General features: G+C 65.8%; 8 protein-coding genes. 5 read left to right on the top strand and 3 right to left on the bottom strand.

The features are described 5' to 3' along the window. Positions 1 to 116: 116 nt before the first annotated feature. Positions 117 to 1,100, bottom strand: coding sequence for a DUF4434 domain-containing protein (locus V5F77_RS02855; protein WP_429003813.1), 984 nt, complete (start codon positions 1,098 to 1,100; stop codon positions 117 to 119). Positions 1,101 to 1,251: 151 nt separating this feature from the next. Between V5F77_RS02855 and wecB the strand changes: the two genes are divergently transcribed. The 3 genes from wecB (at position 1,252) to V5F77_RS02840 (ending at position 7,409) form a co-directional block, all read left to right on the top strand. Further along, entirely contained in the window at positions 1,252 to 2,385 is a 1,134-nt protein-coding gene (gene wecB / locus V5F77_RS02850; RefSeq protein WP_429003812.1) for a non-hydrolyzing UDP-N-acetylglucosamine 2-epimerase, read from the top strand. A gap of 162 nt (positions 2,386 to 2,547) precedes the next feature. Beyond that, positions 2,548 to 4,893 (top strand): hypothetical protein, encoded by a 2,346-nt coding sequence (locus V5F77_RS02845; protein ID WP_429003811.1) that lies wholly within the window; start codon positions 2,548 to 2,550, stop codon positions 4,891 to 4,893. Between the two features lie 200 nt (positions 4,894 to 5,093). Next, positions 5,094 to 7,409 (top strand): Tex family protein, encoded by a 2,316-nt coding sequence (locus tag V5F77_RS02840; protein ID WP_429003810.1) that lies wholly within the window; start codon positions 5,094 to 5,096, stop codon positions 7,407 to 7,409. Between the two features lie 52 nt (positions 7,410 to 7,461). Here the strand turns inward: V5F77_RS02840 and V5F77_RS02835 are convergent, their stop codons facing one another. After that, positions 7,462 to 8,610, bottom strand: coding sequence for a hypothetical protein (locus V5F77_RS02835; protein WP_429003809.1), 1,149 nt, complete (start codon positions 8,608 to 8,610; stop codon positions 7,462 to 7,464). A 193-nt stretch (positions 8,611 to 8,803) separates the two neighbouring features. On the opposite strand from V5F77_RS02835, the gene V5F77_RS02830 reads away from it, so the two are divergent. Both V5F77_RS02830 and V5F77_RS02825 read left to right on the top strand, forming a co-directional pair. Further along, on the top strand, positions 8,804 to 9,400 hold the full coding sequence (locus V5F77_RS02830) for a superoxide dismutase (protein WP_429003808.1): 597 nt from the start codon (positions 8,804 to 8,806) through the stop codon (positions 9,398 to 9,400). 362 nt (positions 9,401 to 9,762) lie between these two features. After that, positions 9,763 to 11,400 (top strand): ArnT family glycosyltransferase, encoded by a 1,638-nt coding sequence (locus tag V5F77_RS02825; protein ID WP_429003807.1) that lies wholly within the window; start codon positions 9,763 to 9,765, stop codon positions 11,398 to 11,400. A 112-nt stretch (positions 11,401 to 11,512) separates the two neighbouring features. Here V5F77_RS02825 and V5F77_RS02820 read toward each other — a convergent pair whose 3' ends face one another. Further along, positions 11,513 to 12,496, bottom strand: a complete 984-nt coding sequence (locus V5F77_RS02820) for a zinc transporter ZntB (protein WP_429003806.1) — start codon at positions 12,494 to 12,496, stop codon at positions 11,513 to 11,515. Between the last annotated feature and the right edge of the window lie 65 nt (positions 12,497 to 12,561).

The following is a 12,561-nucleotide window of genomic DNA, read 5'->3' as shown; positions in this document are numbered from 1 at the left end:
GGCTAATGAAAATACTTATCGAAAGAAACATATCTGCGTAAAAAGCGCAGTTCAGCAATGTATTAACATTTCCTAAATTTGTCGAGCGCCCGAAAAACTCTCAGCTATGGAGCAGATCAGCTCAGCACCGCTTGCTTATAGGCGGCGCCCAGAGCCTGTGCCTTGGGATCGGTACCCGCCATGTAGGGATAGACCGCGAACGCCAGGATGCGGGTCGGGCCGATGCGCCCGGCGGCCTCCAGTTGCGCTTGAACCCGCTCGAAATTGGCGGGGACGAGGCGCAGGTCGCCCGGTTGCTCCGCCGGCAATTGGGTGAACACTTCGAGCACCAGGTCGAATGGCGCCTTGCGCTGCTGCAGCAGTGTGAACAGGGGCGCAAGCCGTTCGTAATTCACCATGCCGTAGACCCCGACTCCGTCCTGCACCATCAGCCGCACAAGACCGGCATCGAGCACATCCGCCCAGACGTCCGTAAGGTAGCCGGCTCCCTCCAATTGGCTAAAGAAGGTGGAGATGGAGAGCGGTGCCCCCTTCGTACCCAGCGTGTCGCGCAAGCGCAGAAGGTACGATTTCAGATGCGCCCGATCTTCCGGCCTTCTCCAGCTATACTGATCTATTTCATAGGGAACATACCATCCGGCGAAGGCCGGGTGGGATGAATACGGTGTATTGGAAATAAAACGCGCTCCAGCCTCGGCCATCTCGGTCATGAAGGCGGCTAAGGTGATTTGCTCCTGCCCCATCAGGACTTTCCAATAGCGATGATCGTACGGCAATCCTACGGTCACCCGCAGCCCGGCCGCGAACGCGAGGTCCATGAAGGCGAGCACGCTTTCATCGGACATTCGGTATTCGTCGCCGAAGCTAGTCCATTGCAAGACCACGTCCTCGCACTCCAGTGCGCGCAATGTGGCAATTCGCTCGGCCCATTGGGTCTGCGAGAGCTTGAGATCATCTTTCCAGATCTGTAGGAAACTCCCGTCCAGCCGGCTCTGCGCGCGGCGCAAAATCAGCGCCGAAGCGACCAGCGGAATGGTGGCACCACAGAGTAGTGCATACAGCGCGGTCCGCCGCGTAAAGAATTGAGTAGTCTTTTTCATGCGAATTGCGTTCTGCGTTTCGAATCTGGAGCGGCGTCGTCCGTTTCCGGTGCAAATTTCAGGCGCGACTTTTTCCTTTTAGCCGGATGCGGCGTCTCTGACACGGCTTTCTCCCCGATCCGCCGTCGGAGTTGCGAACCAAGGGCGTCAGATGCGGATATTGAGCGTGTTCGGGACCCGACCGGAAGCCATCAAAATGGCCCCCCTTGTGGCGGCGATGGCGGCGGAGCCGCAGCTGTCCTCCCTGGTCTGCGTCACCGGGCAGCATCGCGCGATGCTGGACCAGGTGCTCGGTCTGTTCAGCATCCGGCCGGATTTCGACCTCGACGTCATGGTGCCCAACCAGACGCTGAACGCCTTGTGCGCGCGCATCATCTCGCAGCTCGACCCGGTGCTGGAGCAGGCGAAGCCGGATCGCGTCCTGATCCATGGCGATACCACCACCGCGCTCGCCGCCGCCCTCGCGGCGTTCAACCGGGGTATCGCGGTGGGGCACGTGGAAGCGGGCCTGCGCACCTACGATCTTGCCCGGCCCTGGCCGGAGGAGATGAACCGCCAGGTGGCGGACCGCCTGTGCGACCTTTTATTCGCACCCACCCCCGCCGCCGCCGCGAACCTGCGCTCGGAGCACCTGCAAGGCCGCATCCTGGTGACCGGCAACACGGTCATCGACGCCCTGTTCCTGACCCTCGCCCGCATCGACGCCGACCCGGCGCTGCGGGCGGAGCTTGACGCCCGCTTCGCCGGCTACGGCGAGGCGCGGCGACTGATCCTTGTCACGGGTCATCGGCGCGAGAATTTCGGTGCTGGGTTCATCGCCATCTGCGACGCCCTGGCCGAAATCGCCACGCGGGGCGACGTGGATATCGTCTATCCCGTGCACCTCAACCCCAACGTGCGCGGCCCGGTGCTGGAGCGCCTCGGCAATCTGGCGAACCTCCATCTGATCGCGCCGCTGGATTACGTGCCCTTCCTCTATCTCATGCGCCGCGCCGCGCTGGTGCTGACCGATTCCGGCGGGGTGCAGGAAGAGGCGCCCTCGCTCGGCAAGCCGGTGCTGGTGATGCGCGACGTCACTGAACGTCCCGAGGCGGTGACGGCGGGCACGGTGGAGCTGGTGGGGACCGACCGCGCGCGCATCGTTTCCGCAGTTTCGCGCCTACTCGACGACCCCGCCCATTATGCCAGCTTCGCCAGGCGTCTGAACCCCTATGGCGACGGAGAGGCCGCGGCGCGGATCGTGGATACGCTGTGCGGGCGCGCGCCCTCGGCCTTTGAAGGTTGAGCTTCGCCTCCAGTGCAGCTTAATGTGCCGTGCCGGCGATTTTTTTCCCCGCAGGGCGCGAAGAAGGCGTCTTGCGTTATCGCTTTGGTGACGCGATGGCGGCAAATAGATAACAGTCGCGGGGGCGTGTGCGACGCTGTTCGGGTAAGGGGACGGGCGGGAATGTCGGGACAGGGCGCGAAGAGACATCTCGCAGCGATCGGCGGGAGCTTGGCTGTGGTGCTGGTGTGCTCGGCACTGCTGGTTCCGCTGCTCGATCATCCCGCCTTTGCCCAAACCACCCCTGCGGGCCAGACAACGCCTGCGGACCCGGGAACTGCGGCGGCGCCGACCGTCCCGCCGTCCACCGTCATCCCTCCCGGATTGACGCCGCCACCCACCGATCCGGTCGCCTATGCGATGCAGCGGATTGCCGGTGACGGCAACGTCACGGTCTCGCTCACCTTGGCCGACCTCGGCATTCTCCAGCCCATCGGCCTGTCGGGCCTCGACGCCCGCCGCTCGGTGTTTTTCCCGGTGCCCGCCAACCTGCCGCTCAACAGCGCCCAGTTGAACTTCCAAGGCCGTTATCTGCGCGGCGACGGCGGGCGCACCACCTATCTCGTGTCAATCGACGGCACGCCCGAGGTCTCCCGGCAGGTGAAAGGCGAAAAGAGCGCCGTCCTGTTCGAAATCCCGGTGGCGACCACGGCCCGCCGCACCGGTTTCATGGAATTGGGAGTCGCGTGGGCCTCCGTGGTGGCCGAGCAATTGTGCGCGGACGAGCGGGCCATCGGCAATATTTTCGAGATCGGGCCGGAGACCCGCCTCACCTATAGCTACGATCGCACGGCAGTGACCGACATCGTGACCGCCTGGAGCGCACTGCCGCCCCGCCCGGTCCTGCTCGTGCCGTCGGCGCCGCTCTCGCGCAATGCTTTCGATACCGCCTGGCGCATCGCCAGCGTGATGGAACGGGCCGGCCGCCGCGCCCGCATCGTCGCCCTGCCCCAGGTGGGCGACGAGGTGGATCTGACCAAGCTCGACGTCCCGCCGGGCTTTGCCGGCGTTCCCGCCTTCGCTGCCATTTCCGGCAAGGACAAGCACCGCATCGCCAACGAGGCGGAGATCGGTGCCCTGCTGGTCGTGAATGGCCCGGGCTCCATTGCCGCCGATATCGCCATCGTCGATGAAAACCTGTCCGGCGCGATCTCCAATGCCCTCGCCGCCCTGCGCGAGCAGATCCGCACCGCGAGCCCGAGCGCCCTCGAAACCTACGACAAATGGAGCAATGCCCGGACCGGCGTGTCGGAACCAGGCGCCGACCAGAACGTCAGCCTCGCGATCCTCGCCGGGCGCCCCGTCATCACCGTTGCCGCCAATGCCGGAGCTCCGGCCGCCGGCATTCTCGCCGATCTGTGGCGCCGCATGCTGGTGGTGCCGCGCGTGCGCGCCGTCACCGCGGCCAGCCCCGACCTCGTCAATGCCGCCGAAGTGCCGCTCTCCCGCCTTGGCGGAACGCCCGGTTCGTTCGACGTTCTGGCGCGCGGCGACTGGAGCGCCGGCTTCGACCTCGCCACCGTCGTCACCGGCGGGCGCGTGCCATCCGCGTTCGCTGTCGATGTCTCGGCGGCGCCAGGAGCGGGCGATACCGCGCCGATCGCCTCGGTGTTCCTCAACGACTATCTCCTCGGCGCCCGCAACCTCACCGCCAACGGCCAGCCCGAGACCATCAAGGTGGCGGTGCCCGAATATGCGCTGACCGCCCGCAATGTGCTGCGCGTCTCGTTCCAGCGCCAGCCCATGAGCGACCGCTGCCGCGAGACCCCGCAGCCGTTCCCGGTCGCCGTCCTGCCCTCCAGCCGGGTCATGCTGCAGCCGGCGCCGAAGACCGAGGATTTCGTCGGCATCGTGCCGTATCTGGCTGAAAAGGCGGAAATCTTCGTGCCGCAGGCCTATCTGCAGGCGGGCGCGTCGCGGTTGCCGCAGATGGTCGCGGTCGCGGCCGCAGCCGGCATTTCGCCGGAGCGCGCGCGGCTCAACGTGGTGGCCGACGATGCCGAGGCACGGCCGGAAGGCACGTTCCTCGCGCTCGATACCAATGTGGCCGGCGCCAGTTCCAAGGTCACGGTTGCGGAAGATCGCCTGGTCCTGCGCGAGCGGCCGAGCGAGGTGCTGCTGAATATCTCCGGCGTCACCGGCGCCGGCGTGGTGCAGGCGGTCGCCGCCGGCGGCCAGCGTGGCATCATGTATCGCACCCTCGGCGCCACCGCGCCGGATCTCGACCGGCCGTTCCAGTTCGGCCGCGGCGACCTCACGGTGCTCACCTCCGATGGGCCGATCGTCCAGCTCGACACCCACGCGCCGGCCACCCAGGAGCAGGGGGAACGCACCGATACGTTGGGTCGCATCATGCACATCCTCAGCAATTGGGGCACTCTGCTGGCGGGAGTGGCGATCCTGATGTTGGTATTCCTCATCTTCCGCGCCCGCTGGGTGCGCGCCCATCGTCCGCCGCGCCAGCACTGAGCCGGTACGGAACCGACCCGGCGCGGACCGTAGGTTGAAAAGGGCGCGGGGCCACAGGCCACGCGCCCTTTTCCTAGCCATGTGGCACCGCGGCGCCGCGCTTCGCAAAGCCGGCCCGGTCTGCGACCATGGGCCGGGGCGATTTGGCGTGCGGTCCAGAATCCGCATACAAGGGCGCCCCGAACATCGCAGGAGCCCCCATGGCCGCCACCTCCGACCAGATCGCCCAGATCATCGCCCGCGAGATCGCGGCGCGGCCCGCGCAGGTGAATGCGGCGGTGGGGCTGCTGGACGAAGGCGCGACCGTTCCGTTCATCGCCCGCTATCGCAAGGAAGCCACCGGCGGCCTCGACGACACCCAATTGCGCACGCTGGAAGAGCGCCTCTCCTATCTGCGCGAGCTGGAGCAGCGGCGCGAGAGCGTGCTGAAATCCATCTCCGCCCAGGGCAAGCTCACCGACGAGCTGTCTGCGAAAATCGCCGCCGCCGCCACCAAGGCGGAGCTGGAAGACCTGTATCTACCCTACAAAACCAAGCGCCGCACCAAGGCGGAGATCGCCCGCGAGCGCGGCCTCGGGCCGCTCGCGGACGCCATCCTCGCCGACCGCGCCAGCGTACCGGCCGAGCTTGCCGCCCGCTTCCTCAGTGCAGACGTGCCCGACGCCAAGGCGGCGCTGGATGGCGCGCGCGACATCCTGGTGGAAGCCTTCGCCGAGAATGCCGAGCTCATCGGCCGCCTGCGCGCCCATATGCAGGCGAACGCGGTACTGAAGGCGAAGGTGATCGAGGGCAAGGAAGAGGCGGGCGCCAAATTCCGCGATTATTTCGACCATTCCGAGCGCTGGGCCACCGTGCCCGGCCACCGGGCGCTCGCCATGCTGCGCGGGCGCAACGAAGAGGTGCTCTCGCTCGATCTCGACGTGGATGCGGACGATCCCGCCCCCATCAAGCCGGTGGAGCGCATGATCGCCCAGGCCTATGCCATCTCCGCCACTGGCGGGCCCGGCGATGCCTTCCTGCGCGATGTGGCCCGCTGGGCCTGGCGGGTGAAGCTCTCGCTTCACCTCTCCATCGACCTCATGACCACCATGACCGAGCGGGCTGAGGAAGAGGCGATCCGCGTGTTCGCCCGCAATCTGAAGGATTTGCTGCTCGCCGCGCCGGCCGGCGCGCGCGCCACCATGGGGCTCGATCCCGGCATTCGCACCGGCGTGAAGGTGGCCGTGGTGGACCAGACCGGCAAGCTGATCGCCACCTCCACCATCTATCCCTTCCAGCCGCGCAACGACATTGCCGGCGCCAGCGCGGAACTCGCCCACCTCATCCGCAAGCACAATGTGGAGCTGATCGCCATCGGCAACGGCACCGCGAGCCGCGAGACCGAGAAGCTGGCGGCCGACGTTCTTTCCGCACTGCCGGCGCCCAAGCCCAAGACGGTGGTGGTGAGCGAGGCCGGCGCCTCGGTCTATTCCGCCTCCGCCACGGCGGCCGCCGAGATGCCGGATGTGGACGTCTCGCTGCGCGGCGCGGTCTCCATCGCCCGCCGCTTGCAGGATCCGCTGGCGGAACTGGTGAAGATCGAGCCGAAATCCATCGGCGTCGGCCAATACCAGCACGACGTGGACCAGAGCCGCCTCGCCAAGGCCCTGGACGCGGTGGTGGAGGATGCGGTGAACGCGGTCGGCGTCGATCTCAACACCGCCTCCCCGTCCCTGCTGGCGCGCATTTCCGGGCTCGGCACCTCGCTCGCCGAAGCCATCGTGGCGCATCGCAACCAGGTGGGCGCGTTCAAGAGCCGCAAGCAATTGCTGGACGTCGCCCGGCTCGGCCCGCGCACGTTCGAATTGTCCGCCGGATTTTTGCGCATCACCAACGGCACCGAGCCGCTGGATGCCTCATCGGTGCATCCCGAGGCCTATGGCCTAGCGAAGAAGATCATTTCGTCCTGCGGCCGCGACGTGCGCGCGCTCATGGGCGACAGCGCGGCGCTGAAGGCGCTTGATCCCAAGCTGTTCGTGGACGAGCGCTTCGGCCTGCCCACCGTAAAGGACATTCTGGCCGAACTGGAAAAGCCCGGCCGCGATCCGCGCCCGGAATTCAAGACCGCCACGTTCGCGGACGGTGTGAACGACATGAAGGACCTCGTGCCCGGCATGCTGCTGGAAGGGGTGGTGACCAATGTGGCCGCGTTCGGCGCGTTCGTGGACATCGGCGTCCATCAGGACGGGCTGGTCCATGTCTCGGCGCTGGCGGACCGATTCGTCAAAGACCCGCACGAGGTGGTGAAAGCTGGCGATGTGGTGAAGGTGCGCGTTGTGGAGGTGGATGTGAAGCGCAAGCGCATCGCTCTGACCATGCGCAAGGACGACGGCGCCGCCCGCCCCTCGGGCCCGCGCCCGCCGCAATCCAGCGCCTCGCCCGCCGACGTGCGCCGCGCGACGCAGCAAAAGCCCTCAAAGCCCGCCGACGGCGCGCTGGCCGCCGCCTTGGCCGAGGCGATGCGCCGGCAGAAATAGCCGCACGAGAGGGCGTGGCGCCGGGATGCCCGAGGCACCCGGCTCGCTCACCTCATCTGGGCGGAGACGATTTCGAAACGTGGTCGCGCAATTCCTGCAGCGAGGAGAAGCGCAGCACGCCGTCCGGCAGTTCGGCCTGGATGGAGCCGTCGGAATAGAGCGTGTAGGCCATGCCACCCACGATGCCTGATTTGAGCACGGTGGGCTCAGGCATCTCGGTGCGCCGCGCCGGGGGCCGGGTCGTCGCTGGAACCTGCGGGGCGGAAGGCTCCTGGGGCGCGATGTCCGCCTGCCGCTCGGGCAACAGGTCCGAGCCGATGCGCGGGCGCACCGGACGGTCCTGAACCGGACGCTCCTGAGGGGCACGAGGAGGCGGGGCCCGTTCGGTGCGGTCTTGTTGCGGCGCGCGATCCTGCGGCATGCGCGGCTGCGGCGGACGCTCCTGCGGCGCGCGTTCCTGTGCCCGCTCGGGAAGCGGAAGTTCGGGGGAGCGCTCCGGCGAGGAGGCGAACGGCATGCGATCCGCCGGGATGCGGTCGAACGGGTTGCGGTCCAGCGGGTTGCGCTCGGCTGTCCGTTCCTGTGGGGGGCGCTCTTGCGGGGCGCGGGGCTGCGGCGGCCGGTCGAGCGAGGGACGGTCAAGCGGATTGCGCGCCGCCGGTGCCCGTTCGAAAGCGCCGCGCTCCGGCATCTGTTCCGCCGCGCGCTCAAGCGAGCGATCGAGCGCGCGTTCGAGGCCCGCCCGTTCGGCGACCACCCGCTCCGGCACCGGCGCGTCATGCTCCTGGGGCCGATCCAGCACCCGGCCGCGCCGCAGATCCGGCGCTGGCTCGGCGTCGCCGAAGGGCAGGCGGGCGCGGGCGGCTGGCTCGCGCAGCGCAGCCGGCGGCTCGTATTCGTCGAGCGGCGCGTAATCCTCTTCCTGAGCTTCGCGCTCGGCATGGTCGTCGGCGAGCGCCAGCGGCGCGGCACCGGCGGAACCGCCCTGCCCTTCCAGCGCGTCGAAGCGTGCGTTGATCCGCGCCACTTCCTTGAGCACCAGGGCGAGGCAGACGACGATAATGCCGCTGGAGACGCTCACCGCTCCGGTGGCGATCAGGGCATTGCCGAAATAGGACACGAAAATCGCCGCTCCAAGGGCGAGGACCACAAGGCCCGCGACCACCAGGAACACACCAAGAGCCACCAGGATTCGCCACATAGTCCCAACTCCACGCACGACCGGCGCGCTCCCGGTCTTTACATTAGAAGGAGAAAGAAACAATTCAGCCCGATGCGCTGTTGTCCCCCGCCCCTGCCCGGCCTATCTAGGTCGCAGTTCAGGCGCCTGCCCCTGCCCGGTTACCGGCAGGGGGGTCGTAGAACTCCTCCCGGACCGAACGCGGAGACGCCAGATGTCTTTCACGCTTCCCGACCTGCCTTATTCCTACGACGCTCTCGCACCCTATATGTCGCGCGAGACCCTCGAATATCATCACGACAAGCATCATCTCGCTTACGTCAATAACGGTAATAATCTCCTAAAGGGAACTGAATTCGAGGGAAAATCCCTTGAGGAAATTGTAACGGGCTCCTACGGCAAGAATGCGGGCCTCTTCAACAACGCCGCACAGCACTACAACCATCTGCATTTCTGGCAGTGGCTGAAGCCCAATGGCGGCGGTGCGATCCCCGGCGAGATCGAGAAGAAGATCATCGAGGACATGGGGTCCCTCGACAAGTTCAAGGAAGATTTCACCGCCGCGGGCATTGGTCAGTTCGGCTCCGGCTGGGCCTGGCTTACCCTGCAGGACGGGAAGTTCGTCGTCACCAAGACCCCGAACGGCGAAAACCCGCTGGTTCACGGCGGAACGCCGCTGCTCGGCGTCGATGTGTGGGAACATTCCTATTATATCGACTACCGCAATCGCCGGCCCGACTATCTCAAGGCGTTCCTCGAGCACATGGTCAATTGGGACTATGTGGCCGAGCTGTACAGCAAGGCTGCCTGAGAGTTTTATCGCCTTTAACTCCGGGCGGTCCGCCAAATGGCGTTCCGCGTGGCGTTCTACGCATCCCCAGACCCGTGAGGCCGGAGCCATTCAGCTCCGGCCTTTTGCTTGATCTATCGAAATTACCTCGGGAAAGTTGCAAATTTCGCACAAGGTTCAACCGGCGCGCTTATTTCCGCAGCATTTGACTGTAGAGCCGCGATAATTGCTGCGGCGCAATGCATAAATTTCTTGCATAGCTTGTGCTGGACAGAAATAGTCGCGTGCTCACGTGGATGTGAATGGAGGCAGCCGCCATGCTGCCCCGCGGCGGTCACGTTTTCGGAGCTGATGCACAGCGTTAGAGTTGGAAGCTTCCCTCCATGCGTGTCGCAAGTGCCTTCCGTCTGCCCGCCTCGAGCGTTGATCGCTTCGCCTTGGCCCTGATCGCGGCTTTATTTCTGCTCGCCGTCTTTACCTTTGGTGACTATGGCCTGGGATGGGATGATTTCACCCACTCGCAATATGGCGATCTGCTGTACAAATATTTCAATTCACGGCTCTCACAGGACCGCGTTTTCTCGTTCGTAAATCTTTATTATTATGGCGGTGGGTTCGACCTGATCGCCGCCGCCATCCATAAGTGGATACCGGCGGCCGATATTTTCAGCGTCCGTCGGCTCCTGGGAGCCACCGTCGGCATCATCGGCTTCGCCATCGTCTGGCGCACCGGGCGCCGGCTCGGCGGCCCGGTCTGCGGGCTGATCGCCCTATGCCTCCTGGTGATCTGCCCACTCTATTACGGCCATATGTTCATGAATGCGAAGGATGCCCCCTTCGCGGTCGCGGTTGCTGGCCTGCTCTATTCCGTGGTCCGGGCGCTTGACGAATATGCCAAGCCCACTTGGCGCACCGTCACCCTCTTCGGCTTCACGCTCGGCCTCGCAGGCGGTACCAGGGTGCTGGGGCTGATCGTCGTCGCCTATGCCGGCTTCGCCTTCATGCTGCTTCTGGCTGTGGAATGGCGGAATCTTGGGTTCAAGCCCGCGTTGGAACGGTTCGCCGGCTTTCTCGGGCTGATGGCGCTCGGTTTGCCGCTTTCCTATCTGGTGCTCGGCCTGGTCTGGCCGTGGGCGGTGGTCGAGCCGCTCAATCCCCTGCGTGCTCTGGCCTATTATTCCAATTTCTGGGAAGTGCCCTGGCGCGAGCTGTATGAGGGCCGACAGGTTCTCGTGCCGGACATGCCGCGCACCTATGTGCCGACGCTGCTCTCCGTGCAGATGCCGGAAATCTTCCTCGGCCTCTCGATCATCGGCGCCGCCGGGGCGGGCCTGGGCGCGTTCTTCGGCAAGGGCTCGAGCACACGGCGGGCCATGCTCCTGCTGATCGCCTCGGCGGCGGCTTTCCCGATCCTGCTCACCGTGGTCACGCGCCCCGTGATGTACAACGGCATCCGCCATTTCGTCTTCGTCACCCCGGCCCTGGCCCTGCTCGGAGGCCTCGCCGGCAATTGGATCTGGCAATATGCAAGCCGGCTCGGCCGCACCGCCGGCCCCGCCCGCGCCGTCGTGGCCGGACTGTTCGTGATCGGCCTCGCCTTCCCGGCGGTGGAATTCGCCAAGCTCCATCCCTACGAATACACCTATTACAACCATCTGGTCGGCGGCGTGCGCGGGGCGGACAGCCAGTTCATGCTGGATTATTGGGGCCTCGCGTTCAAACAGGCCGCCGCCGAGCTGGACGAATATGTGGACGAACATCGCCGCACCCTGCCTCAGGGCCGCAAGTTCAAGGTGGCGGTCTGCGGGCCGCACAATGCGGCGGCGGAGGAACTCGGCCCGCGCTACCAGACCACCTATGATACCTCAGGCGCGGATTTCGCGCTCATGCTGGGCGAATTCTATTGCGCGCAGGTCCAGGCGCCGGTCCTGGTGCAGGTGGAGCGCGACGGTGTGGTCTATGCCCGCGTCTATGACGTGCGCGGCCGCACCTTCCCGAGCGTGTTCGCCGGCGGCAAATAGACCCTCGGACAGAACCCCAAACGCAAGGGCACCCGGCCAGGCTTGGCGCGGTGCCCTTTTTCTTTTCAGGGCTGCGAAGCCTCGAACAAAGGCCGCCGCGCGGGCTTTTACATCAGATCCATTTCAGCCGGCGGAACAACACCACGAGGCCGGACGCGAACATCACCAGGATCACGGAGATGACCCAGAAGGAATCCGGATCCTGCGTGCCGGGAATGCCGCCCACATTCATGCCGAACAGGCCGGAGATCAGCGTCAGCGGCGCGAACACCACGGTCACGACCGCCAGCACCAGCATGGATTGGTTCATCTGCTCGGCGCGCCGATCCACCAATTGGTCGCGGATCAGGGAGGCCCGTTCGCGGATTGAATCCAATTCTTCGGTGAAGCGCGCCACCCGGTCCCCGGCGTCCCGCAACCGGTTGCGGTCCTTCGGGCCGATCCAGGGATCGTCCTCCAGCGAAAAATGGTTCAGCGCCTCGCGCTGCGGCGCGATGTGCCGGCGCAGCTTGATGGAGACACGCCGCAGCACCGCAAGCTTGGGCAGCATGTCGCCGGACCCGGTGGTGGGGACGAGATCTTCCAGCTCGTCGGCCTCGTCCATCAGGCTCGCGACCACCGCATCGAGGCGGTCCACGAGGCGCATCGCCACTTCGGCGACCATCTCGCCCTGGGTATGGGCGCAATGGCGCCGGCTGAGGGAATCCGCATAGTCCGCAAGGGCGGAAATCGGCTCGTGGTGAAATGAGATCACCCGCTTGGCGTCGACCCAGAAATAGACCGAAAGCGGGTCCTCCGGCAGCGCATTACGATGCAGATTGATGCCGCGCAGCACCAGCATCGCGCCATCTGCGAACATCGAGCAGCGGGGGCGCGATTCATCGTCCAGCATGGCATCGATGATGACGGGCTCGATCCCAGAGCGGGTTCGCAACCATTCCTGGGGGCGGCGATGGTGATGGCGGAAATTGAGCCATATGAACCCGCCCTCGGGGCAGGTGCCGGCTTCCACATCGGCCCAAATCAGCGGGCGGGCGCGCCCCTTGCCATCGAACGCCCACGCATCGACCAGGCCTTCGGTTTCAGCATCCGTCATGGCGTTCCCCGCACCGGCTTCACGGGTTACGTGCCAGAAATGCGGGCAAGGGGGAAGCCACGCGT

It is taken from the genome of Roseixanthobacter psychrophilus, assembly GCF_043195195.1.
In the GTDB taxonomy this organism is placed as follows: Bacteria; Pseudomonadota; Alphaproteobacteria; order Rhizobiales; family Xanthobacteraceae; genus NCEH01.
This window is presented reverse-complemented; position numbering and strand designations above follow the sequence as displayed.

Excerpts from the sequence above, each read along its gene's own strand:
- V5F77_RS02855 (WP_429003813.1), bottom strand. The coding sequence starts at position 1,100 with ATGAAAAAGACTACTCAATTCTTTACGCGGCGGACCGCGCTGTATGCA.
- wecB (WP_429003812.1), top strand. The coding sequence starts at position 1,252 with ATGCGGATATTGAGCGTGTTCGGGACCCGACCGGAAGCCATCAAAATG.
- V5F77_RS02845 (WP_429003811.1), top strand. The coding sequence starts at position 2,548 with ATGTCGGGACAGGGCGCGAAGAGACATCTCGCAGCGATCGGCGGGAGC.
- V5F77_RS02840 (WP_429003810.1), top strand. The coding sequence starts at position 5,094 with ATGGCCGCCACCTCCGACCAGATCGCCCAGATCATCGCCCGCGAGATC.
- V5F77_RS02835 (WP_429003809.1), bottom strand. The coding sequence starts at position 8,610 with ATGTGGCGAATCCTGGTGGCTCTTGGTGTGTTCCTGGTGGTCGCGGGC.
- V5F77_RS02830 (WP_429003808.1), top strand. The coding sequence starts at position 8,804 with ATGTCTTTCACGCTTCCCGACCTGCCTTATTCCTACGACGCTCTCGCA.
- V5F77_RS02825 (WP_429003807.1), top strand. The coding sequence starts at position 9,763 with ATGCGTGTCGCAAGTGCCTTCCGTCTGCCCGCCTCGAGCGTTGATCGC.
- V5F77_RS02820 (WP_429003806.1), bottom strand. The coding sequence starts at position 12,496 with ATGACGGATGCTGAAACCGAAGGCCTGGTCGATGCGTGGGCGTTCGAT.